The organism is Victivallis vadensis (assembly GCF_003096415.1).
GTDB classification, from domain to species: Bacteria; Verrucomicrobiota; Lentisphaeria; order Victivallales; family Victivallaceae; genus Victivallis; species Victivallis vadensis.
Window position 1 is genome coordinate 1 of sequence record NZ_QEKH01000009.1, and the last position, 24,184, is coordinate 24,184.

Consider the following 24,184-nt stretch of genomic DNA (forward strand, 5'->3'; position numbering starts at 1 on the left):
GGAGGACTACTGGCAAAAACGTATGCAAATTATCGGCAACGTCGTTATCGGCGTTGGAAACTACAAGTGTGTTTCACAAAATTTGGGACAATAACTAAAACTTGAAATGCCGCAAAGAGCGGTTAATTTATTGTTAGGCTATCGTTAGTTTATCCAATGGGAAGAACGGTATTTCTTCTTAAGTGCGATTTCATCAAAAAAAGAGAATTGAGCTGAACAAGTCGGAAAAAAAGGCAAAAAATGGCTCCGGCAGCTGGATTCGAACCAGCGACCAAGTGGTTAACAGCCACCTACTCTACCGCTGAGCTATGCCGGAACATATAGAAACAAAATGGTGGGCGTAACAGAACTCGAATCTGTGACCTTCACGATGTCAACGTGACGCTCTAACCAACTGAGCTATACGCCCGAAGCGTTTCAATGTTTCTTAATATAACCGGTGTTAAAAAAAATGCAACCTTTTCAAGCAAAAAAAATCAACTTTTTGGGCGAATGAGAATTGAAAAAGTAAACGCCCCCCTTGAGTCGGACCAGTTGCGTTTAGTTTGCCAAAACAGAGGAGCTGCATTTAGTCTTTCGGAAGGCTGTTGCAGATAATCGTACTTCTGATCGCGAATACTTCAAACTGAAAATTTATCAGCTGCCGGAAATTTCGAGCGTGAAGGAACCATAAATTGTGTCAAGGACCGTCGAAGAGGCAAAAAATGGCGAGAGAGACGGGACTCGAACCCGCAACATCCACCGTGACAGGGTGGTACTCTAACCAATTGAGCTACTCCCCCGCGTTATAAACGCAGACATCATCACTTCCAACTCGAACACGGACCATTAAAATGGCGAGAGAGACGGGACTCGAACCCGCAACATCCACCGTGACAGGGTGGTACTCTAACCAATTGAGCTACTCCCCCGCGTTCGCCGCGTTGGTGACGACATTTTTTAAAATATCACCGTTTTATCGTTTTTCAAATCGGATTCAGCAAAAAATCGCTGATTTTCAGGTATTCTGTCCGAACCGGCGACTTTTGCCGGTCCGGAAGGGGAAGGGCGGTGTCTGGAATTTATTTTCCGCTTATTATTGGAATGCGGCTTGTATTGCCCGGATTACCGTGATATGTTAAAAACAGTTTCCAGGTGGAATGCAAATGCGGCCGGATTGTTCCGGTCATGTGAAACTTGCGGCATCCGGGACGTTACAGTTAAGGTTTTTTATTTGACTTCTCATTGTTCCTGATTGCCGCTTTGCCGGCTTTCCAAAATAATCCGAATCTCTGCCCGTTCCGGGCATCTGATATTCCGCAGTGTCATTCCCTGATGGTTCAGCATGTTTTTATGCTTTCCCCCCTATCTATCCGGTAATTACAAGTGGATTTCGCATCAAACAACATAAACTGAATAACCGGGGGAGAGCAAAACAATCACAGGAAGTGTTCCGAAGCGCCGAAAAACGGTCCGGACCTTCCGAAAAATGCAGGCGATAACGCCGCAGGAAAGAAAACAGAATGAATATCTATGTGGGAAACATGCCGTACTCGATGACCGAAACCGACCTTAACTCCGCGTTCAGCGCGCATGGTTCGGTCAGCAGCGCCCGTCTGGTCACGGATCGCGATACCGGCCGCGCCAAAGGATTCGGCTTCGTCGAAATGAATGACGCGAACGAGGCGAAAGCGGCGATCGAAGCCCTGAACGGGACGAGTCACGATGGCCGTGAACTGGTGGTTAATGAAGCGCGTCCCCGGGAAGAACGTCCGAATCGCAACGGCGGCGGCAATCGCGGTTTCGGCGGCGGGCGTCGCAGCTGGTAACCGGTTCGCGGGCCCTTGCCGCGGCAGATCGGGGATGCGCAGTAATTGCGGTCCCCTTTTTTTGCCGGCCGATTCTGATGCAATCAACCGGGAGATACCTATGGTGAATTTATTCCCGAACGACAGCTATGACACTCCGCCCGGGCGGCGGACTTTCCTGTCCCGGATTCTGTTCAATTCCCGCCTTTACTTCTATTCGAAAACCTATTACAACTTCTACCGGATCGGCAGGTGCGCCGGCCGCGGCCGGTTTGACCGGGACCGCCAGAGCTACTACAGCGGACTGAATGTCCGGATTCTTGAAAGCTGCGGCGCCCGGATTCATCTGCGCGGCCTGAACCATTTGAGCGACACTCCCGGCCCCTTTGTGATTGTCGCCAACCACCAGAGCTCGGTGGAAACGGCAATCCTCAATGCGGTAATTTCTCCCAGGCTGGATTTCACTTTTGTGATCAAGCGTTCGCTCTTTTCCGTCCCGTTCTTCGGTGCGGCGATGCGGGCCATCGACGCGATCGGAGTCGACCGCGTCAACCCGCGCGAGGATTTCAAGGAAGTGATGAGGGCGGGGCAGGAACTGCTGAAGGAGGGCCGTTCCGTGCTGATCTTTCCGGAGTCGACCCGGCAGAGGGAATTTCTGCCCGAACGTTTCAATACGATCGGACTTAAACTGGCCAAGAGCGCCGGCGTCAGGATCATTCCGCTGGCGTTGAAAACCGATTTCCTGGAGCCGGGGGCATTGATCCCGGAATTCGGTTCGCTGCACCGCAGCCGTCATATCCATCTGGAATTCGGCGAGCCGCTGGATGCTTCCGGCAATGGCCGTGAAGCGCACCGGCAGATTCTCGATTTCATCGCGGAACGGACCGCGCATTGGAATCTTGCGGAACGGAGAGCGCCATGTGCTTCTGCCGGCCTCAACGGGTTTCGTCCCGCACCCGTCTCGTGAAGTGAGACAAAACCACCGGTTGAAACCAGCCGGTGGTTTTTGATTGATCCCGGGTTCAGGCGCGATTCAGGGCCTGATCGAAGTCGGCCTTGATGTCGTCGATATTCTCAATGCCGACCGATACACGGATCATGTCCGGTGAAACGCCGGCGGCTTCGAGTTCGGCGTCGGTGAGCTGGCGATGGGTCATGCTGGCCGGATGCAGCACGCCGGTGCGCGTGTCGGCCACATGGACCACGATCGCCGCGAGCTTCAGCGAGTTCATCACGATTTCGCCGGCGGCCTTTCCGCCTTTCACGCCGAAACAGAGTACGCCGGAGCAGCCCCGGGGCAGGTATTTCTTTGCGAGTTCATGCTGGCTGCTCGACTTCAGGCCGGGATAGTTCACCCAGCTGACCTTCGGATGGTTTTCGAGGAATTCGGCCAGCGCCAGCGCGTTCGAGCTGTGGCGCTCCATGCGCAGCGCCAGCGTCTCCACGCCGAGATTGGAGAGATAGGCGTTGAAGGGGGCCATGCCCGCGCCGATGTCGCGGATCCACTGCGCCCGCAGTTTCACCGAATAAGGAGCCGCCGGGAAGGCCTCGGTGTAGACCAGCCCGTGATAGGCCGGGTCGGGATTCACGAATTCCGGGAAGCGCCCGTTGTTCCAGTCGAAACCGCCCTTTTCGATGATGATGCCGCCGACCGCCTGGGCGTGGCCGTCGGTGTATTTGGTGGTCGAGTGGGTCACGAAGTCCGCGCCGAATTCAAACGGGCGGCACAGGCACGGAGTCGGGAAGGTGTTGTCCACGATCAGCGGAATGCCTGCCGCGTGCGCCGCTTCGGCGAAGCGTTCGATATCCAGCACGATCAGCGCCGGGTTCGCGAGGGTCTCGGCGAACAGCGCCTTGGTGTTGGGGCGGATTGCCGCCGCGATCGCGGCGGAATCCGCTTCGGGGGAGATGAAGGAAACTTCAATGCCGCATTTTTTCAGGGTGTTGGTAAACAGCGACACCGTCCCGCCGTAGAGGCTGGAAACCGCGACCACATGGTCGCCGCTGACGGCGAGGTTCATTACCGACAGCATGGAAGCCGCCTGGCCCGCTCCGACCGCGACGGCGGCGACGCCCCCTTCCAGAGCGGCCATCTTGCGTTCGAAGGCATCGACGGTCGGATTGGCGAGCCGGGTGTAGAAGAAGCCTTCGCGTTTCAGGTCGAAAAGGTCCGCGACGCTTTGCGCGTCATCATACTTGTAGGTCGTGCTCTGGTAGAGCGGCAGCACACGCGGATCGCCGTTGCCGGGTTCATAGCCGCACTGTACGGCTTTAGTTTCGATTTGCCAGTTTTTGTCCATGATGCCGTGATCTCCATATAATGATGAAAAGAAGAAAATTTTTCAAAAAATATTGAGTTTAATATATCCGGCGGAGTGCGGTTTTACAAGATCGGCAGTTGCTTTATTGATGAAACCGGTGTATATTAAATATGTTGAGCGCCGGGATATAAGAGGAGTCCGGGCGCGCGGGATGGCTTTGCCTGAAGAGGCGGCGGTCCGCCGGATCGGGAATTTTTCACAGGATATTGCGATGACGACCGAAGAGCTTTTTGAAACCATAGTCACCATCGACAACCGGATGGGACTCCATGCCAGGCCGGCGACGATGTTGGCGAAACTCTCTTCCGGCTTCGAGGCGGAGCTGACGCTGGAGCGTCTTGACGGCAATGGTGAGGTTGCCGACTGCCGCAGTGCGCTTTCCTTGATGATGCTCGCGGCGGGGCGGGGAACCAAATTGCTCCTGAAGGCGTCCGGCCATGAGGCGGAAGAGGCGTTCCGTGAAGCTGTCCGCCTGTTCGAATCCCGTTTCAACGAGGAAGAATAACTTCAATCTCCAGCACCGAAGGCGGCAGCGATGACTTTACCAGCACAGACGATTCAGGCGATTGCGGTATCTCCCGGGATTGCGATCGGCCGGGTGGCGCGGGTGCGCGGCTCCAACCATCTGCAGGAGCCCAATCCGCACAAGATTACCGATGATGAAATCAACGGAGAGTTGACCCGTTTCATTGCCGCACTGGTGGAAACCCGCAAGCAGCTGGTCGAACTTCAGGATCAGGTGCGCGACCGGCTCAATTCGCGCGACGCCGATATCTTTGAAGCCCACATTATGCTGGTCGACGACAGGACGCTGCTGAATGAAGTTGAAAAACGGATCAAGGGTGAGCATGTCACTGCCGAATATGCGCTCTTTGAAGCTACGGAGCGTTTTACCGCGGTCTTTAACGGCATGCAGGATGAATATTTGAAGGAGCGCGCCGCCGATATCCGCGACGTCGCCGCCCGGATTACCGCCAACCTCAACGACGATCCGCATCATGATATGGAGCTGGACGACCGCCGGATCATCATTGCGACCACGCTTGCGCCGTCGGAGACCGCGCAGCTGGACCGGAGCAAGGTGCTCGGCTTCGCAGTGGAGACCGGCAGCGCCACCAGCCATACCGCGATTCTGGCGCGGGCGATGAAGCTTCCGGCGGTGGTGGGAATTCCCCCGGAGCTGCCGGAGACCCTGACGGCGGATGACAAGCTGATTATCGATGGCTATACCGGCAAGGTCATCATCAACCCGGACGGGCGCACCGAGGAGGCCTACCGGCTCAAGGCGCAGGCGGCCGGAGAGCTGCTGAACGAGCTGGAGCGCGAGAATTCGCTGAGGCCGGAGACGACGGATGGTTTCATGGTGCAGCTCGCGGCCAACCTCGATTCGCCGGAGACGATCGGGGAGGTGAAAAAGTCGGGAGCCTGCGGCATCGGCCTGTTCCGGACCGAATATCTGTTTATGAACACTTCCCAGCTGCCGACGGAGGAGGAGCAGTTCGAGGTTTACAAAGATCTGCTGGTCAAGAGCGGCGAACAGCCGGTGATCATCCGCACGCTGGATGTCGGCGGCGATAAGTTCAACACCAATATTTTCCGGGCGACCGAGCAGAATCCGTTTCTGGGGCTGCGCGGCATCCGGCTCTGTCTGCATGAGCGCCGGGACATTTTTTCCACCCAGCTGCGGGCGTTGCTGCGGGCCGGCGTGTACGGCAATTTGCGCGTAATGCTCCCGATGGTCAGCAGTATTCGCGAGGTGAATGAGGTCAAGCAGCTGGTCGGGGAACTCCAGGAGCAGCTGCGGCGCGAGAAGCTGGAATTCGTTTCCCATCTGCCGCTGGGGGTGATGATTGAGACGCCGGCCGCGGCGATCCTGGCGGACCGGCTTGCTCCGTTGGTGGATTTTTTCAGCATCGGCACCAACGATCTGGTGCAGTATACGATGGCGATCGACCGGGGCAACGAACGGGTCGCGTACCTCTACCGGCCTTCCCATCCGGCGATTCTCGAATTGATCCGCCGCACGGTGGAGGCGGCGCGCCACAACAACATCTGGGTCAGCATCTGCGGGCAGATGGCTTCCGAGCCGTCGCTGGTGCCGCTGCTGGTCGGCCTGGGCGTGCACGAACTGAGCATGGCGCCGTCGTCGATCGGCATGGTGCGGCGGGTGATCCGGGGGCTGGCGATGCACGAAGCGGAGGAGGCGGCGCGGCAGGCGCTGGCCTGCAGCAACGCGTCCGACGCGCTGGCTATTTCCGAAGCCCTGCTGCGCAAATCCGCGCCGGAGATCGCGAATATCTGACGGGCCTTTCAAAAATAATTCCGTCCGGCGCGTGAAAAAATCCGGTTGGCGGTGTATAGTATGTGATTTGCGGCGTGGCGATGCCGGCGGCAAAGTGAAACGACTGACGGGATTTGTATGGAAAACAACAGAAAAACGATTTACCTTTCCGGTCCGATCATGGACGAACATGCCGGGACGGCCCGTGCGTGGCGGGAGACGGCGAAACAGCTTCTGGGCGGTCGCTTCCGGTTGCTGGATCCGATGCGGCGCGCCTTTGTGGACCGTCAGGTGGACAGCGCCAACGAAATCGTGGAATTCGATCTTCAGGATGTCCGGGATGCGGATATCATTCTGGTCAACTACAACAAGGCGAGCATCGGCACGAGCATGGAGGTTTTCTATGCGGCGCACGATCTCGGCAGGTTTGTGGTGGCGTTCTCCCCCTTCGAATACAAGGATTGCAGTCCGTGGATGGCCCGGTACTGCACCAAGATCCTCGGCTCGCTCGAAGAGGCCGCGGAGTATGTGAACAATCATTTTACGGAGCAGCAGGTGTAGAATATGTGCGGAATTATCGGTTATACCGGCAAGCTGGCGGCGGCCCCGGTCCTGATCGAAGGGCTGAAGCGGCTGGAATATCGCGGTTACGACTCCGCCGGTCTGGCGGTCGTCGCCGACGAACATATGTATCAGGTCAAATCGGTCGGCAAGGTCGCGCAGCTCGAAGCGGTCGCCGGCCAGCAGCCGGAACTGAAAAAACTGGCCGGCTGCGGCATCGCCCATACCCGCTGGGCGACCCACGGCGCGCCGTCCACGCTGAATGCGCATCCGCATCTCGATGAATCCGGCCGCTTCGCGGTGGTGCACAACGGGATCATCGAAAATTACCAGGAACTGCGCAAGCATCTGGAAGGCAAAGGGGTGCATTTCCGTTCCCAGACCGACAGCGAAGTGATTCCGCACCTGATCGCCGGGGCGTACGAAGGGGACCTGCTGAGTGCGGTCGCCGCCGCGCTGAAGCAGCTTGACGGCACATACGGCATCGCGGTGATTTCGTCGCTGGAGCCGGGGGTGGTGGTGACCGCCCGCAAGGGCAGTCCGATCGTGATCGGGCTCGGCGAAGGGGAGAACCTTGTCGCGAGCGACATCGCCGCGCTGCTGCCCTATACGCGGCAGGTGATCTACCTGAACGACGGCGACATCGCCGCGATCACCGCCGACAAAGTGGACCTGCGCAACATCCAGAATGTGCCGGTCGAGCGTGAGGTCGCCAAAATCGACTGGGACGCCGGGCAGGCGGAAAAGGGAAACTATCCGCACTTCATGCTCAAGGAGATTTTCGAGCAGCCCGAAACCATCGAGAACGCGATCCGGGGCCGCATCGACCATGAGATGGGCACCGCGATCCTGAACGGGATGAACCTGTCGCCGCGCGAGCTGGCCCTGATCAACCGGATCGTGATCGCGGGCTGCGGCAGCAGCATGCACGCCGGGATGCTCGGCGAATACTATTTTGAGGACATCGCCGGGATTTCCACTTCGGTGGAGCAGGCGGCGGAGTTCCGCTACCGCAATCCGATCATCGAGCCGAATACGCTGGTGATTCCGATCAGCCAGTCCGGCGAAACCGCCGACACCATTGCGGCGGTCCGCGAGGCGACGGCCAAAGGCGCGGTGGTCACCGCCCTCTGCAACGTGGTCGGTTCGACCATCGCGCGGGAGTCCGGGCGCGGCGTCTATCTGCATGCGGGGCCGGAGATCAGCGTGGCTTCGACCAAGGCGTTTTCGAGTCAGGTGGTGGTGCTGTTGCTCTTCGCGCTGCTGCTGGGGCGCAACCGGCGGCTGAGCCGCAGCGAGGGCAACGAGCTGGCCGACCAGATCGAACAGATTCCGGAGCTGATCCGCTCCGTGCTGCTGCAGGCGCCCGAGATCAAGAAGATCGCGGAACGGTACGCCGACAAGGAGGACTTCTTCTACATCGGCCGCGGCTGCCTGTATCCGACTGCGCTGGAGGGGGCGCTGAAGCTCAAGGAGATCAGCTATATCCACGCCGAGGGGTATCACGCCGCCGAACTCAAGCACGGGCCGATTTCGCTGCTGGATGAGCGGCATCCGGTGCTGGCGCTGGCCAACGATATTCCGGGCAAGGACAAGATCATCGGCAATATCCAGGAGTGCCGCGCCCGCAAGGCGCCGGTGGTGGCGGTGATCACCCGCGGCGACAGCGCGGTGCGCAGCATGACGCAGGATGTGATCGAAGTGCCGCCGTGTTCGCGTTTCATCGCGCCGCTGCCGACCACGGTCGCGCTGCAGCTTTTCGCCTATTACGTCGCGGTGGCGCGCGGCTGCGAAGTGGACCAGCCGCGCAACCTCGCCAAAAGTGTCACGGTGGAATAACTTTCTATGTTCAGATTCTTCTACAATCTGTTTTTGCCGCTGGGCTTTTTGTTCTTCATTCCCGGACTGTACCTCAAGTACCGCAATCGGGGAGGCTGGAAAGACACCTTCGGGGAACGTTTCGGCCATTTCAAGCCGGAGCGGGTCAGGGAGCTGGCTGAATACCACGGCGCGGTCTGGGTTCATGCGGTCAGCGTCGGCGAAACGGTGGTCGCGATGTCGATGATCCGCACCTGGCACCAGATGCACCCGGAGCGGAAGTTCATTCTTTCGACCACGACCACCACCGGGCAGGAGCTGGCGCGCAAGCAGGCGCCGCCCTCGACGGCGGTGATCTTCTGCCCGATCGACTTTCTGTGGATGGTGCGCCGCACGCTGAGCGTGCTGAAACCGGCGATGCTGGTGATCTTCGAGACCGAAATCTGGCCGAACATGGTCGCCGAAACCCGCAAGCGGGGGATTCCGGTGGCATTGGTGAACGGGCGCATGTCGGATCATTCGGCGCGCGGTTACCGGCGCGCGCGGCTTTTCTTCGGGCCGCTGCTGAAAATGTTCAATCTGATCTCCGTGCAGACGCAGGCGGACTTCGACCGCTACAAATCGGTGTCGCCGGAGGCGAACGTGGTGGTCAGCGGCAATCTGAAATTCGACCAGAAAGCACCGGAAAATCTGCCTGAACCCGAATATGAAAGATACTTCGGTCCCGGCAGACACCTGATCCTGCTGGCCGCCAGCACTCATCCGGGCGAGGAGGAGCTGATTGCCGAAACCTTCAAAAAGCTGAAAGACGAGGTGCCGGAGCTGAAGCTGGTGCTGGTGCCCCGCCATGCCGAGCGCGGCGGCGATATCGCGGAGATGCTGAAAAGCCATCTGCTGGATTTCGCGCGCCGCAGCCGCCAGGCGGAAGCGGACCCGCCGGTGGATGTGCTGCTGGCGGATACGACCGGCGAGATGCTGAAGCTGATGAACGGCGCGGACATCGTGATCATGGGCAAGAGCCTGGCCGGGCACGATGAGGGACACAACCTGATCGAACCGGCGCTGCTGGATAAGCCGATCGTGACGGGACACGTGCTGCGGAATTTCCGCTTTATCCTGAATGTGCTGCTGCAGGAGAACGCGGTGGCGACGGTCACGCACGACTCCGAACTGGAGGAGCAGCTCCGCAAACTTCTGGTGAATAAAGAATTAAGGGAAGAACTCGGAAAACGGGCCGGACGGACGATCCGCAAACACGCGGGAGCGACGGAACGGACGGTGAACGAACTGGAATCCCTGCTGAAAAAATAAAAAAGAACAGCCGCTTCAGCAGCGTCGCCACAGGCAGCTTGCCGGACGCGGTCCAGCGGCGGAACGCTGGTCACCTGTCTCTGGCTCGCGCAGGCGTGAGCCAGAGACAGGGGAAATGTAAGGTCCGCGAATGCGGGCCGCGATCGCAACAGTACCGCCCGGCAGAGCGCGCGATCCTCAAAAAGTGAAGCGTTTTTTGAGGATCGGTTTGAAGCGCGGAGCTGCCGCGAGGGGCGGTGACAAAAGATGGTAATTGCGGATAGGGCCGAAGCGGATGCGTGAGCTTCCGGAGTACGAAGTCTGTGTGCCGGTCGTGGCGTTTTCGGTGACGTGACGCGTTTGGGGGAATATAAAGTTTGAGTCATTTTGTTGGAATTATATAGTCAGGAGAAGTGAACGTGAGTTGCATAACGCAGCCGGCGCAGGCCAAAGCCGGCATCATTACCGATGCGATGAAGCATGTCGCCGAAGTTGAGATGGTCTCGCCGGAGACGATCCGCGCCGCCGTCGCCGCCGGTACGGTGGTGATTCCGGCCAATATCAACCATAAGGGACTGGTGCCGGTCGGCATCGGGCGCAGCCTCAAGACCAAGATCAACGCCAACATCGGCAACTCCGCGTTGTCCAGTTGCCCGCGTCAGGAGCTGGAAAAGCTCCGGCATGCGCTGAAATACGGCGCGGATACCGTGATGGACCTCAGCACCGGCGGCAACATCAACCAGATCCGCCGTTCGATCATCGAACACAGTCCGGCCCCGATCGGCACGGTTCCGATGTATGAGGTGCTCGCCCGCTGCGAAACGGTGGACAACCTCTCCGAATCCTTCATCCTCGACGTGATGCGCGAACAGGCCGAGCAGGGCGTGGACTATATGACCATCCATGCCGGACTGTTGAAGGCGCATATTCCGGCGGCGAAAAAACGGATGCTCCGCATCGTCAGCCGCGGCGGTTCGATTCTGGCGGCGTGGATGAACAAGAACAACAGGGAGAATCCCTTCTACACCGCGTTCGACGAAATCCTTGAAATCTGCCGCAGGTACGATGTGACGCTGTCGCTCGGCGACGGGATGCGGCCGGGATGCCTGGCCGATGCGAGCGACGAAGCGCAGTTCGCGGAGCTTGACGTGCTTGGGGAACTGGTCCGCCGCTGCCGCGCCGCCGACGTGCAGGCGATGGTCGAGGGGCCGGGACACATCCCGTTCAACGAGATCGAAATGAATATGAAGCGCGAGCAGCGAGTGTGCGACGATGCGCCGTTCTATATCCTCGGACCGGTGGTGACCGACTGCGCGCCGGGCTACGACCACATCACCAGCGCGATCGGCGCGACGATGGGAGCGTTCCACGGCGCGGCGATGCTCTGCTATGTGACGCCCAAGGAGCACATCGGCCTGCCGAATGCGCGCGACGTGCGCGACGGCGTGATCGCCTACAAGATCGCGGCCCATGCGGCGGATGTCGCGCTCGGCAAGCCGGGCGCGCGCGACCGGGACGACGCGATCAGCCGGGCGCGCGCCGATTTCGATTGGGAGAAGCAGTTCGAACTGGCGCTGGACCCGGAGAAGGCGCGCGAACTTCGCGCCGAAGCTCTGGCCGAGCGCGATATGCCCGCGGACCACGACCACAAGGACGAGCGGTTCTGCACGATGTGCGGCCCGAACTTCTGCAGCGTCCGGATCAGCCGCGAACTGTAACCCGTCCCTGAACCGGCGGCCCGTCCGAAAACAGGCGGGCCGTCTGTTTTTACCCGGAAAGCAGGCTAAAAGACTGGAAATACGGCAAAAACTCTGAAAGCATTACTTGTAGAAGTCAGCATCTTATTCGTACGTGTCGAAGTCGAAAGGTAATTGTTCTCGCTCAACGTCGGCTTCCGGCCATGCTCCGCGATGAACTCCGCCTCGGCCTTCTCGATCTGCCGCCGCCGCTTGGAAAACCGTTCCATCACGTCAGCCGGAACGCACGCCAGATCGTACCAGATGACGTTGCCTTTCCGGTCCCGCGTTTCGACCGTTTCGTAACCCAGTTCACGGCACCTTGCCGCCATCTCGTTGTGATAGACTTTGCCCGCGTAACGGATCGCCCGGCACATCTCCAGCGTTTCGAGCGCCTTGTACCTGCCGTCGCCCGCCCGCGTCACATTGCAGACCACGTTGTGCGTATGCAGTTGAGGATCGAGCGCGCGGCTCGTATCGTGCATGAACTCCGCGTAAACCAGCTTCCCGGTCGTTTCATAATTGTTGGTCCGAACGTTCTCCCCGTCGCGCACCCGAACCGCCGCCAGCCGTTCCAGTTCCGCCATCGCAATCCGAACCGATTCCCGATGCGCCTCGACCAGCCGTTCATCGAACATCGACATCACCGAAACCGACTTCGGAGCCGCCACCTGAAAATCAAAGAACCGCGGACCGCCGGGCATATTTTTCTGCGTCAGCTTGCCCGGCGTTTTCGGATTCACATTCCGCTGAAACAGACTGAACTCCTCGCTCGTCACAACCTTATCCCGCAAACCGAACGTATCCGCAAGTTCTCCCCTCCAATATCCCTGAACCTTCTCATGCTCCGAATAATAATCGTTTGAAGAAAGATGATTCGCATAGAAACTCTTCCCCGAACCATTCGTCGCACGAATCTTCGTCATATTGAACATAGCCCCATGCTCCTCATCCATTATCCCAAGTAAAAACCACCTGGATATAGTCTATGAGAAGCACAGCTAAACTTCAAGCAAACAGCACTTTACGATGAGAAAAACTACGTCGTTTTTCTCATTAGAAAATCAGGAGTTGAAAATAAAACGCAATACCCCGATTCTTGATCGGTGATCGCGTTATCCGCGTTTCAGGAGTGCCGCTTGATTTCTTTAAGATATCGTGTATTTTATAAATAAAATGAAAATTGCACGACAAAAAAAGGGGGGGGGAATAATGCAATACATTCACCGTAATCTGGAAGATTTTTTCAAAAAGAGTGGGATGCATTATCCGGCAATTCTGCTGACCGGGCCGCGGCAGGTCGGTAAAACGACTTTTCTGAGACATGTCAGTGAAGAGTCGCGAAATTATGTTTCGCTGGATATTCCCCGTGACCGCAATCTGGCGAAAGAAGATCCCGAGTTGTTTCTGGAACGGCATAAGCCGCCGGTTCTGATCGACGAGATTCAATATGCGCCGGAGCTGCTGCCTTTCATCAAGGTTTTGATCGACAAAGAACAAAAGCCGGGAATGTTCTGGCTGACCGGCTCCCAGCAGTTCCAAATGATGCGGAACGTTACGGAATCGCTGGCCGGACGGGTCGGTATTTTCGAGATGCTGGGACTTTCGAATCGGGAATTGGAACACCGGAATGTGGAACCGTTTCTGCCGATCAATGATTTTCCCGATGTGCCGGAAAAGCTGGATCTGCAGGGGTTGTACCGCCGTATCTGGCAGGGAAGTTTTCCCAAATTGGCCGACGATCCGGAAATGGATCATGACTTGTTTTACGGCTCCTATATCAATACCTATCTGGAGCGGGATGTACGGATTCTCGGCCAGGTCGGAGACTTGCAGCGTTTTTTCCGTTTCCTGCGTGCGGCAGCCGCCCGGACCGGGCAGCTTCTCAATTATTCCGATCTCGCCAGAGATGCGGATGTCGCTGTTGGAACCGCAAAGAATTATCTGAGCATCCTGATCGCTTCCGGACTGGTGACGCTTCTGGAACCTTATTTTGCCAATCGGACCAAGCGAATGACGCAGGCTCCCAAGCTCTATTTTCTGGATACCGGTTTATGTGCTTACCTGACCGACTGGTCATCCCCGGAAACGCTGGAGGCCGGAGCTATGGCCGGGCATATCTTTGAAACATGGTGCTTTGCGGAAATCCTGAAAAGCTATCGGAATTCGGGAAAGCGTCCGGCATTCTATTTCTACCGGGATTTCGATCAGGTGGAAATCGATCTGGTCATCGAACAGGACGGCGTTTTGTATCCGGTGGAAATGAAGAAAAGTTCCGATCCCGGGCGGGACGCCGCAAAGCATTTCTCCAAATTGGAGAAGTTTGGAAAGAAAATAGGAATGGGAGCGGTCGTCTGCATGGTCCGGGAAAGTTCGCCGCTGACCCGGGAGTGCAAACTGATTCCTGCGGCAGGCTTGTAACTGCCCCGATTGCAGCATTGAGTGATGGAGATCCTTCTTTGCTGTTTGAAAACTGAAGGATCAGATAGTATATATAATAATAACAGCAATCCCAGCAAGGAAACCTGATATCTATGCGGAAAGTCACGATCAGCGATGTTGCGTCAGAGGCGGGATGTTCCAAGGCGGCAGTATCTTATGTGATCAACCGGACAAGGCCGATCAGTGCGGAGGTGCGGAAAAAGGTACTGGATGCGGCGGAACGTCTCGGTTACCACCCTTCCGGCAAGCGGAATACGCCCCGGCGGCGTTCCATCGCACTGCTGATCCGCGGCGATTTCAGGGTGGGAAACGAACCGGCTTTCACATTTCATCACGAAATTCTCCGCAGGGGTTATGTCCCGCAGATTTTCATGTGCGGTTCGGATGCGGAATCCCTGAAGCCGGTGCTTTCCGCGATCGGGAATGACCGGAATATCGCCGGCGTCATCAACACCGTCCCGGATATCGGCAGTCTGAATCTGCTGAAATATTGCCGGGAGCTCCCTTCCTTCATCTATGCGCGCAACGGCTGCATGCTCTGTTCCGTTCATTGCAATTATACGCATCGGATGAATCTGGCGCTCTCGCACCTGCACACTCTCGGGCACCGCAAAGTTGTATTTTTCATCGACTCCGCGACCATGGACAAACAGCAGATGATCGACAATCTGGCGTTCCTGCAGAGATACTCCCGATCGGTTGGAATGGAGGCCCGAGTCGTGGCGCATCCTGAACGGCGGGACAATCCGGTGCTCTTTCCGAAGCTGGACCGGGAATGGGACGGCGGTGCCACCGCCATTCTGGCTTGGAACGATTTTTTCGCCTCGATGGTCTATCAGTGGGCTTATGAGCGGTATATCCGCATCCCGGACAAACTGTCGGTGATTGCGTTCTGCGATGAATTCAGCGCCCGGGGATTTGCGCCGCCGCTGACATCGGTGCAGATTCCGCTTGACTTGCTGGTTCACCATACGGTGGAGGCGCTTCTGGCGCGAATTGAGGACCGCAAGACCGAGGAAGTCCTTCTGCATCCGTTTCTGTCGATGGGAGCATCAACCGGGCCGTTATTGAAAAAACATTGAACAAAATCAGATTTCCCTTCCTCTCCTTGCCGTTTTCTTGAAACCGCTTCGCTTCTTTGATATGTTGGTTCTTCAAAGGAGCGGTTTTCATGAACGGAATCATTACGGAAATTCAACATGCGTCGGTGCATGACGGCCCGGGCCTGCGGAGTGTGGTATTCCTCAAGGGATGTCAGATGCGTTGCTTCTGGTGTCATAATCCGGAGACCATTTCGACCAGTCCACAGCTCTTTTTCGACGAATCGAAATGTATGGGATGCGGGCGGTGCCTGGGGTTCTGCGAAGCGCACAAGCTCTCCAATGGCCGGCACCGCATTGAACGAGCGTTCTGTACTTCCTGTTTCCGGTGCGTCGAAACGTGCTTTACCGGTGCACTGAGCGTCTGCGGGCGAGTGGTTTCCGTGGATGAGGTCATGCGTGATCTTGCCGAAGATATTCCGTTTTACGGGGAATCCGGCGGAGGCGTCACCGTTTCCGGCGGCGAACCGGGCTGCCAGTCGGATTTTACAGCGGAAATTCTGCACCGCTGTCATAAAATGAAGATTCATGCCGCGCTTGAAACCAATCTCGCCTATTCGCGCGCCATTCTGGAAAAGCTCGTCGCCGGTTGCGATCTGGTGATGGCCGACTTGAAGCATATCGATTCGCAGAAACACCGCGCGGGAACCGGCCACGGCAATGAGCAGGTTCTGGAAAACCTCCGCTCTCTGACAGTTCCCCTGATCCTGAGGACCCCGATTGTACCCGGCTTCAACGACGACGCCGGAACAATCCGCCGGATCGCGGAGTTTGCGGTAAAACTGGATACGCTCCAATATTATGAGTTGCTGACCTACCATCCGCTCGGCTGTGGAAAAGCGGAGCGTCTCGGGATGGAAGAACGGGCCAAGCCGCAGGCTTCCCCGACAATAAACACAACAGATTATCTGATCAAAGCCGCCTCCGAAACCGGAGTGCCGCTTTTTCTTAATGGGAGACGCATTGTAAAATGAGTGGATTCAAACTTGAAAAATATGCCGGGCGGATCGCCCGCCTTGTCGCAAAGAAAAAAGAACAGACGCTGGCGAAGTACCGCCGGTTCGGGAAAGCGGATGAGGACGATTACGGCTATGTCCTGCCGCCGGAAGAATTCATGCGAACGTTCCGTTTTCCGGTCCTCGATGAAAACGGCTCGTTCCACGGAGTGTCCGCATGGGCGAAAAACTACCGGGCGCTGCTGGAAGCGCATCCGGTCTATGTCGATCCCGACGACGCACTGGCCGGGCGCTGGATGTTCATGATGTCACGCATGCGCGCCGGGTATCAGCTTTCCCTTGCGCCGTTTCCGGTGGACTATTCGTTTTTGCATCACGACCAGGAGCTTTACGACCTGACCCACGGCATCGGCAAGGATGCCCACTTCGCGCCGGATTACCGGATCGGGCTGTCCCTCGGCTGGGGCGGACTGACGCGCAAGGTGGAACGGTCGCTCGAAGCGCATAAATTCGACTCCGAAGCGGTCGAACTGCTGAACGCTGAACTGGAGGCGCTTGCCGGAATCCGCAACTGGATTCACCGTACCGCCATGGCGGCAGAGGGAGAACTGCGGCGCATCAACCTCAGGCTGGAGAACGATCCGCCGGAAACCCTGCGCGAGGCCTGCCAGTGGATCGCATGGTTCAATATGGCTTCCCGCACCTACAACCGCGACGGTGCGGGAGGGCAGCTTGACGAGATACTCCGCCCCTATTACGAGCGCGACATTGCCGCCGGGCGCATCGACGACGAAGATGCCGTCTACTATATCGCATGTCTGCTGCTGAACGATCCGCACTACTATCAGATCGGCGGCCCGGATCCGAACGGAAAAGATCAGACGAGCCGGATTTCCTTCCTGATCCTTGAAGCGGCCCACGCTTTGAAAACCCCCTGCAACCTGACGATCCGGGTCCATGACAGGATGGACGAGAAGCTGTTTCGCCGCGGAGTGGAAATTCTGCTGGAGGACAATCTCGGCTATCCGCGTTTTTCGGGGGATAATGCGCTGATCGAGGGCTTTATGCGCAACGGATACTCCATCGAGCTTGCCCGTGAACGCATCGCCCTCGGCTGCAACTGGATGAGCATCCCCGGCCGGGAATACACGCTCAATGACACGGTCAAGATCAATATGATGAAGGTGTTTGAAGTCGCGTTCAATGAAATCGCCGATTCCGGAAAGTTTTCACTCGGAGCACTTCACAAATGTTACCAAAAACATCTTGCGCGCGCCGCATTCTGCATTGCCGAAGGACTTGATTTTCACCTTGCGCATCAGTACAGGAATGAACCGGAACTGCTGCTGAATCTGCTCTGTTACGGTCCGATCGAAAAAGGACGTGATGCGTCTCATGGAGGAGTCGATTTCTACAATATGTGCTGCGATGGAGCGGGACTTGCCGTCGTCGCGGATTCCTTTGCGGCGCTCCAGACCCAGGTCGTCGAACGAAAACGCATTGCCTGGAAAGAGTGTGTCGAGGCTGTCCGCAGTGATTTCAGGAATGAAAACGGCGAGCAGATCCGGCGTCTGCTGGCCTCTTCGCCGCGCTTCGGCCATGGCGGGACTTGCGCCGATGAATGGGCGGTCACACTGACGCACGACTTTGCCGAAACGTTTCCGAACGGCCGCCGCACTCCGGAGGGGCGTCTGATTATTCCGGGGCTGTTCTCCTGGGCGGATACGCTCCGTTTCGGCAAGACGGTCGGAGCGACTCCGAACGGAAGGCGTGCGGGGGAGCCGTCCTCCCACGGCGCGAACCCGTGTCCGGGGTTCCGGAAAGACGGCGCGGCTACGGCGGTTGCCAAGGCGGTCGCCTCGGTTCAGTGCGGATACGGGAACACTTCGCCGCTTCAACTGGAACTCGATGCGTCGTTTGTGAACTGCGCGGACCCCGTCGGGAGGCTGACGGCACTGTTCCGGACGCATTTCAAGCTCGGAGGAACGCTGATCAATGTGAACATCGTCGATGCGAAAACGCTTCGGGCGGCACAGAAGGAACCGGAAAAGTTTCCGGATCTGATCGTGCGCGTGACCGGTTTCACCTCCTATTTCATCATGCTTTCTCCCGAATTCCGGGATTTCGTCGTCAAACGCATCATAGAGGAAGAACAATATGCCTGAACACAAGAAGCTGCGGGTAGCCGTCATCGGCTGCGGAATGATCCATGTGGAACATATGCAGGGCTATGCGGAACTGAAGGACAAGGTGGAAATCGTCGCCGCAGTCGACCGGAAGCGCGAATGCCTGGAGGCGGTGCGCGATAAGTGGGGCCTCCCGGAAAACGCGCTTTTTGCGGACTGGGATACCATGCTTGCGGAGGTGCGCCCGGATGCCGTAGATCTCTGTTTGCCGAATTATGAGCATTTCCCCGCCGCGATGGATGCGATCGCCGCCGGCTGCCATGTTTACTGTGAAAAACCGCTCGGCATGAATGCCGCCGAATGCGAAAAGATGATCGCGGCGGCAAAGGCGAAGAACCTGAAGCTCGCAGTCGGCTTCCAGCAGGAATACTGTCCGTCGACCGAAGTTCTGGTGAACGCCCGGAATGCGGGATTCTTCGGCGAACTGCGCTCTGTTCACGGTTCGCTGCTCCGCCGCCGCGGCACACCGAACTGGGGAACCTACTACAGCCGCGAACTCGGGGGCGGCCCCGTTCTCGACATTCTGGTCCATCTGCTCGATGTCATTACGCATGTCTGCGGCCGCCCGGAGCCGGCACGTCTTTCGGCATCGTACTTTTACGGCGAAGGGAAAAATCCCTGCGATGTCTTCTGCTCCGCTCCGGACTGGAACAGCCGCGACTACAACGTCGAGGACCTGGCCGTCGCCCAGATAACGTTCAGAAACGGCCTCGTCGTGCAGCTTGAAACGTCGTATATCAACCATATCAGGGAAGACTGTGTTTATGACTTCAAGCTCAGCGGAGCCAAGGGCGGCGCGTGGTGGCGCAACGGAAAAGCTCCGGAGCTGTATGCCGACCGGTTCGGAGCGATGATGAACATCACGCCCGCTTACCTGCCGTCGCTCGGACGGCCCGACATGTTCCGCCGGAAACTCGACAACTGGGTCACCGCATGCCTGACCGGTTCCGCGTTGATGCTTCCGGGCGAGATCGGACTTTACATTCAACGGATGCTCGACGCGATCGCGCTTTCCGCGAAAAGCGGAAAAGAAGTCGAATTATGACAGACCGGACAAATCAGGGGCATACCATGAAATCATTGCTGCTTGCCGGGGATGGAATTCATGACGACACAGAGGCGATTCAGTCGTTGCTCGACAGTGGAGTGAATCTCATTCACCTGCCGCCGCCGGCAAAGCATTACGTGATCAGCAAAACGCTGATCATGCACTCCGGACAGGAATTGAAGCTGGATCGCTTCACGCGGATCCGCCTGGCAGCAGGCAGCAACTGTCTCATGTTGACCAACGACGATCATGCAGAGGGAAACCGGAACATTTCCGTTTCCGGTGGAATCTGGGATTACAATAACCAGGAACAGGCGCCAAATTACCAGCTGGCAGGGAGGGCGCATCCATCCACGCCGGATAAGAAAGTCCCCGGACAGCTTTGTGACTCCAACCGCGCTTATTCCCGCGATCTTTACCGCGGAGTTGCATTTCTCTTCGTCAACGTGGAACATTTCTCCATGACGGGCGTCACTTTCCGCGATCCGGTCACCTACGCCTCGCAATTCGCCCTTTTGCGCTATTTTACGATTGAGGATGTCACATTCGATTTCCGGCATTGGAATCCCGCGCCGAACAACATGGACGGAATTCATCTCGACGGAGGATGCCGTTTCGGAAAAATATCGAATCTCAAGGGAACCTGTTATGACGATCTGGTCGCGCTGAATGCAAACGACGGCCTCATCGACTCCCCCTTTCAAGGGCCGATTTCCGACATTGAGATCGACGGGATTTTTGCGGAAAATTGCCACAGCGCAGTCCGGATGCTCTCTTTCGAAGCCCCGATCAGGCGGATTCACATTCGCAATATTTACGGGACGTTCTACCGCTACACCGTCGGAATCACGCACTGGACAGGCGCGACGCGGGGGATTTTCGACGATATCTTGCTGGAAAATCTCTTTATCGGCAAGGCGCTGCCGCGCGAAGAAGATTTCAATACTCCGGCACTGCCGGAATATCCGCCGATTTTCATCGAACGCGGTGGCGACGTAAGCAGCCTCTCCATACGGAATTTGCAGCGGGATGAGCATACCGTCGCCGTCCCCACCATCGTGATTGAAGATCATGTGACCGTCGAATACCTGATGATCCATGATTCCGGATGCAGAAACCATCTGCCGGAACCCTTCAACTTTCTGGTCAACGACGGCACGGTGAAACGGCTTGTGCTAGACGGGATCCGGCTTGCCGGAGCATCCGGAGAAACGGTCTCCGGCAGCGGTACGATTCACTCTCTGCGGAGCGATGAAAAATGACCGCTCTCTGCATCACCCTCTATTTCCTTCTCCAGATCGGGGCATATTTGCTGTTCAAATGGGGAAGTTCCGCGCCGGGTCTCTACTGGAAAGGTTTCATTTTCGGAAATATTCTGGGAATTTCAAGCACTCTTATCATGATACAGATTTACAAATGCATGAATGCGAATCTGGCGACGGCAGTCATGATGGGGGGCGGCTTTCTACTGGTCCAGATCGTCATGACGGTCGTCTGTCGGCTGACGCCGGGAATTTTTCAGATTTCCGGATCTTTGCTGATTTTCGCAGGAATAATTATGATGTCGATCGCAAACAAATAAACGCTCCGCCCCCGGCGGAATCATCGCAAACTCGTTATAAAACAATCATCAGAAAAAATCAGGAGTCACCAACATGAAAAAACTTAACATCGCACTCGTCGGCTGCTGGCACCCGCATGTCCCACGCTATTACCCGATCCTTCAGAAGCGTGAAGACACTGCGTTGACCTGCGTCTGGGATTCCACCGCGGAGCGCGGCGCGAACTGGGCCCGGAAACTCGGGATCCCGTTCGTCGCCGACTACGCTGAATTGCTGAAACGTTCCGATGTGGATGCCGTCTGCATTGTCGCGGAGACCTGCCGTCACGCCGAACTGATGAAGAAGGCGGCGGAGGCGGGGAAACATATTTTTACGGAAAAGAGCTTCACGATCACGACCGCCGAAGCCTCCGAGGTGCGCGATGCCGTCAAAAAGAGCGGCGTCAAATTCGGGATCGCGTACATCCGTGCCACGACGCCCGCGTTCGTCCTCGGGAAAAAGCTGATGGATGCCGGATTGCTCGGTGAAGTGAACATGGTCCGTATCCGCAATGGAGTCGACGCTTCCAAAATGAATGACCTTCCTCCCGACTGGTTCGACAGAGCGGTTTCCGGCGGCGGCGCGTGGATCGACCTCGGATGTCACCAGATGTACCTGATGGACTGGATGCTTGGCGAACCGCTTGATATCTCTGTAAATGCAATCAACTATTACGGGCGCGATGTGGAGGACAATGTCTGTGCGGCAGTGAAGTTCAGGAATGGAACGCTCGGCGTTGCGGAATCGACCTGCTCGACCTTTTATTCTCCGTATATGTTCGAGATTTACGGGCGGAAAGGCTCTTACCTCTGCCGCATCGACGCGCCGGAATCCGAAATTCAGATGGAAGCGGAAAATCTGGAAAAGCTCCGCGCCCTCCTGCCGGGGATCAGCCTGAAAGAGGAAATTGTCGGCGGTACGGTAAGCAATGCTTCGGTCAATTCGCTGTTCGGAGCGCGTGCGGTCGTCAAGGTTCCCGTGGCGGAACTTCCGCAGGGCAAAGAACCGATCGAACTCTGGATTGATGAGATTCTGTATGGCAAAGAGAATCCGTTCGATATCGACTGCGGCTACCGTCTGACCCGCCTGATGGAAGGCGGATGCAAAGCGCTTGCAACAAAACAGATTGTTGCATTCTGAGGAGATTTTATGAAACTCGCCATGCTTCTGTTGATTTTTCCAGCATCGTTTTGCATATTGGCGGAGCCTTGCCCTCCGCAGGCAAAACTGTTGGAAATGCGTATGCAGTCAAACAGAATGCAACTCAACCATGCAATATTGAAACATCCGGAAGATTATTCCGCTGCCTGTATAAAAAAGGCGGCGGAGGATCTTGCCGAACTGGAGCGGGACTGGCTGACGGCAAAGGACTGGAGCAGTCCTGCGCCGGAATTCACCCTTCCTCATTTGTCGTCGGCACCGGTAATAGACGGCAAAGCTGATGAACCGGTCTGGAGGCAGGCAAGGAAGTGGCTGGGCAGTTTCCCATGTTCTTCAGAAAAATATCTGGCAGACGGAAGCATATGGCGTCTCGCATGGCATGGCAGGTATCTTTACGGCAGTGTGTTCTTTCCTGACTGCGATATGACATTTTATAAAGGGCGTCAAGGTGAATCATGGGAAAACAGACGGATCTGGCAGGGGGATTGCCTGGAAGTGTTCGTTCAACCGGACGAATCAATTCCTTATTATCTGGAATTTCTCCTATCTCCCGGCAATACGGCATGGATACTGGATCACGTCCTGCCGGAAAGCGGTTTCTGGACCACAATTCATTTTCACTTTCAATACGAAATACAAGTTGCGGGGCATATCAACGACAATGGTTATGAACTTGAATTCAGAATTGATCTTGCTGATTTTCCTCCATATCAGCAAAGACGGAAACCGCGTGGCGGCGATGTTCTGCGTATGACTATGGTTCGCATGAATTTGGATATCCGGAAGCAGGAAAAAACAGTTCAGACTTCCTTTTATCCGCTGCTGCATTCCGGGCACAATATTTTTGGTTATGCCAAAATGATTCTGGCAGAAGGAAAATCATTGAAAAATCATTGAACAAAAAAGATTTTATGAAAAAAAAGATTTTTTCCATTGCCGTTCGCCACAGTTTTTATTATAATAATTTAAAAGAATAACAAAAGTTTTGATGGAAGTTTCCAATTAGAAGTCCATGGCTTGTGATTCGCAAAGTAATAAGGTAAGCAAGGAAGGTTGAAATGAAACAGAAACAGGTTTCCCGCAGATTTTTTACATTGATTGAGCTGCTCGTTGTGATCGCGATCATCGCCATTCTTGCAGGGATGCTGCTGCCTGCGCTGAACAAAGCGCGATCAAGGGCGCGGGCCAGCTCCTGTCTTAACAATAAGAAGCAGACTATCACGGGACTGCTGCTCTATGCGAATGATTACAACGTGATTCCCTATCATTGCGGCAGCCGGTGGAATCAACTGATGCTGGATTATACGAATGCAACGCAGGGACTCAAATCAAAGTACGGTTCCTGGAAAACCATGCTCTGCCCGTCATTGCCGGAAACGCAGCAGCCCCTGAACACGATCTCGGAAATTGTCGAGAAAGGCGGGTTCGACAATTATACATTCGGCTTATGGCGTCCCTACTGGAACGCCGCAGGCAAAAAGACCTTTGAGGCGGGACAGGCGACCTTGAGCGGCAATTTGTTCGTAAAGACCAACACTGAAACCGCTTTCTTCAAGCTTTCCGCGGCCAAAAACGCTTCCGGCACCTGCATGTTGGCGGATGCCTCTGACGGCACGGTCGGCAAAAGTTACTTCTATTTCGATCCGCAGGCTTACACCAATTACCGTCCGCGTCTGGGGCATGGGCAAAGCGGTACGTTCGCATTCCTCGACGGCCATGCGGCGATGTTGACGGCGGGGAAACTGCGTTCTTATTATACCAGCAGACTTTTCTACTATAGGGAACAATTTACCCGTGCCGAATGCCAGTAAACATTCCCTGTGAAAAGAGGCATACGGCATTGAAATGTTCAACCATTTCCGGTCTCTCCAACCATGGAAGCGGCAAACCCGGAGA

20 protein-coding genes and 4 tRNA genes are annotated in these 24,184 nt (G+C 56.4%); 18 read left to right on the forward strand and 6 right to left on the reverse strand.

Annotated elements, in window-relative coordinates:
* Positions 1 to 241: 241 nt before the first annotated feature.
* The 4 genes from C8D82_RS06695 to C8D82_RS06710 form a co-directional block, all read right to left on the reverse strand.
* Positions 242 to 316: transfer RNA gene (locus C8D82_RS06695), tRNA-Asn, on the reverse strand.
* 16 nt (positions 317 to 332) lie between these two features.
* Positions 333 to 409, reverse strand: a tRNA-Val gene (locus C8D82_RS06700).
* 296 nt (positions 410 to 705) lie between these two features.
* Positions 706 to 782: transfer RNA gene (locus C8D82_RS06705), tRNA-Asp, on the reverse strand.
* A gap of 52 nt (positions 783 to 834) precedes the next feature.
* A tRNA-Asp gene (locus tag C8D82_RS06710) sits at positions 835 to 911 on the reverse strand.
* A 591-nt stretch (positions 912 to 1,502) separates the two neighbouring features.
* On the opposite strand from C8D82_RS06710, the gene C8D82_RS06715 reads away from it, so the two are divergent.
* Positions 1,503 to 1,808: an RNA recognition motif domain-containing protein gene (locus C8D82_RS06715; RefSeq protein ID WP_116883507.1), complete on the forward strand. Its 306-nt coding sequence runs from the start codon at positions 1,503 to 1,505 to the stop codon at positions 1,806 to 1,808.
* A 100-nt stretch (positions 1,809 to 1,908) separates the two neighbouring features.
* A complete protein-coding gene (locus C8D82_RS06720) occupies positions 1,909 to 2,754 on the forward strand; it encodes a lysophospholipid acyltransferase family protein (protein WP_165832884.1) in 846 nt (281 codons plus the stop codon).
* A gap of 55 nt (positions 2,755 to 2,809) precedes the next feature.
* Here C8D82_RS06720 and C8D82_RS06725 read toward each other — a convergent pair whose 3' ends face one another.
* Positions 2,810 to 4,087: an O-acetylhomoserine aminocarboxypropyltransferase/cysteine synthase family protein gene (locus C8D82_RS06725; protein ID WP_116883509.1), complete on the reverse strand. Its 1,278-nt coding sequence runs from the start codon at positions 4,085 to 4,087 to the stop codon at positions 2,810 to 2,812.
* A 172-nt stretch (positions 4,088 to 4,259) separates the two neighbouring features.
* On the opposite strand from C8D82_RS06725, the gene C8D82_RS06730 reads away from it, so the two are divergent.
* From C8D82_RS06730 to thiC, 6 genes are all read left to right on the forward strand, one after another.
* Entirely contained in the window at positions 4,260 to 4,613 is a 354-nt protein-coding gene (locus C8D82_RS06730; protein WP_165832885.1) for an HPr family phosphocarrier protein, read from the forward strand.
* A 30-nt stretch (positions 4,614 to 4,643) separates the two neighbouring features.
* Positions 4,644 to 6,410, forward strand: coding sequence for a phosphoenolpyruvate--protein phosphotransferase (gene ptsP / locus C8D82_RS06735; protein WP_116883511.1), 1,767 nt, complete (start codon positions 4,644 to 4,646; stop codon positions 6,408 to 6,410).
* Positions 6,411 to 6,527: 117 nt separating this feature from the next.
* Positions 6,528 to 6,950 carry a nucleoside 2-deoxyribosyltransferase domain-containing protein gene (locus C8D82_RS06740; RefSeq protein WP_116883512.1) on the forward strand — a complete coding sequence of 141 codons (423 nt, stop codon included), beginning with the start codon at positions 6,528 to 6,530 and terminating at the stop codon, positions 6,948 to 6,950.
* Positions 6,951 to 6,953: 3 nt separating this feature from the next.
* On the forward strand, positions 6,954 to 8,789 hold the full coding sequence (gene glmS / locus C8D82_RS06745; RefSeq protein ID WP_116883513.1) for a glutamine--fructose-6-phosphate transaminase (isomerizing): 1,836 nt from the start codon (positions 6,954 to 6,956) through the stop codon (positions 8,787 to 8,789).
* Between the two features lie 6 nt (positions 8,790 to 8,795).
* Positions 8,796 to 10,079 carry a 3-deoxy-D-manno-octulosonic acid transferase gene (locus tag C8D82_RS06750; RefSeq protein WP_116883514.1) on the forward strand — a complete coding sequence of 428 codons (1,284 nt, stop codon included), beginning with the start codon at positions 8,796 to 8,798 and terminating at the stop codon, positions 10,077 to 10,079.
* Between the two features lie 398 nt (positions 10,080 to 10,477).
* A complete protein-coding gene (gene thiC, locus C8D82_RS06755) occupies positions 10,478 to 11,776 on the forward strand; it encodes a phosphomethylpyrimidine synthase ThiC (RefSeq protein WP_207776079.1) in 1,299 nt (432 codons plus the stop codon).
* A 65-nt stretch (positions 11,777 to 11,841) separates the two neighbouring features.
* Here thiC and mobF read toward each other — a convergent pair whose 3' ends face one another.
* Entirely contained in the window at positions 11,842 to 12,729 is an 888-nt protein-coding gene (gene mobF, locus C8D82_RS06760) for a MobF family relaxase (protein WP_207776080.1), read from the reverse strand.
* Between the two features lie 325 nt (positions 12,730 to 13,054).
* Here mobF and C8D82_RS06765 point away from each other — a divergent pair, with 325 nt between their 5' ends.
* From C8D82_RS06765 to C8D82_RS06805, 10 genes are all read left to right on the forward strand, one after another.
* Entirely contained in the window at positions 13,055 to 14,215 is a 1,161-nt protein-coding gene (locus C8D82_RS06765; protein ID WP_207776081.1) for an ATP-binding protein, read from the forward strand.
* A 113-nt stretch (positions 14,216 to 14,328) separates the two neighbouring features.
* Positions 14,329 to 15,318: a LacI family DNA-binding transcriptional regulator gene (locus tag C8D82_RS06770; protein ID WP_116883517.1), complete on the forward strand. Its 990-nt coding sequence runs from the start codon at positions 14,329 to 14,331 to the stop codon at positions 15,316 to 15,318.
* 89 nt (positions 15,319 to 15,407) lie between these two features.
* On the forward strand, positions 15,408 to 16,310 hold the full coding sequence (locus C8D82_RS06775; protein WP_116883518.1) for a glycyl-radical enzyme activating protein: 903 nt from the start codon (positions 15,408 to 15,410) through the stop codon (positions 16,308 to 16,310).
* The gene (locus tag C8D82_RS06780) at positions 16,307 to 18,457 is read left to right on the forward strand and encodes a pyruvate formate lyase family protein (protein WP_116883519.1); all 2,151 of its coding nucleotides are present in this window, start codon (positions 16,307 to 16,309) and stop codon (positions 18,455 to 18,457) included. Before C8D82_RS06775 ends, C8D82_RS06780 begins: the two co-directional genes overlap by 4 nt.
* Positions 18,450 to 19,523, forward strand: a complete 1,074-nt coding sequence (locus C8D82_RS06785) for a Gfo/Idh/MocA family protein (RefSeq protein WP_116883520.1) — start codon at positions 18,450 to 18,452, stop codon at positions 19,521 to 19,523. The genes C8D82_RS06780 and C8D82_RS06785 overlap by 8 nt, the downstream gene beginning before the upstream one ends.
* Before the next feature lie 26 nt (positions 19,524 to 19,549).
* Positions 19,550 to 20,788 (forward strand): hypothetical protein, encoded by a 1,239-nt coding sequence (locus C8D82_RS06790; RefSeq protein WP_116883521.1) that lies wholly within the window; start codon positions 19,550 to 19,552, stop codon positions 20,786 to 20,788.
* The gene (locus tag C8D82_RS06795) at positions 20,785 to 21,108 is read left to right on the forward strand and encodes a hypothetical protein (RefSeq protein WP_116883522.1); all 324 of its coding nucleotides are present in this window, start codon (positions 20,785 to 20,787) and stop codon (positions 21,106 to 21,108) included. Before C8D82_RS06790 ends, C8D82_RS06795 begins: the two co-directional genes overlap by 4 nt.
* 73 nt (positions 21,109 to 21,181) lie before the next feature.
* Complete coding sequence (locus C8D82_RS06800) at positions 21,182 to 22,267, forward strand: Gfo/Idh/MocA family protein (RefSeq protein WP_116883523.1); 1,086 nt, start codon at positions 21,182 to 21,184, stop codon at positions 22,265 to 22,267.
* A gap of 9 nt (positions 22,268 to 22,276) precedes the next feature.
* Positions 22,277 to 23,185, forward strand: a complete 909-nt coding sequence (locus tag C8D82_RS20620; RefSeq protein WP_133245096.1) for a carbohydrate-binding family 9-like protein — start codon at positions 22,277 to 22,279, stop codon at positions 23,183 to 23,185.
* A 161-nt stretch (positions 23,186 to 23,346) separates the two neighbouring features.
* Positions 23,347 to 24,099 carry a type II secretion system protein gene (locus tag C8D82_RS06805; RefSeq protein ID WP_116883524.1) on the forward strand — a complete coding sequence of 251 codons (753 nt, stop codon included), beginning with the start codon at positions 23,347 to 23,349 and terminating at the stop codon, positions 24,097 to 24,099.
* Positions 24,100 to 24,184 lie beyond the last annotated feature (85 nt).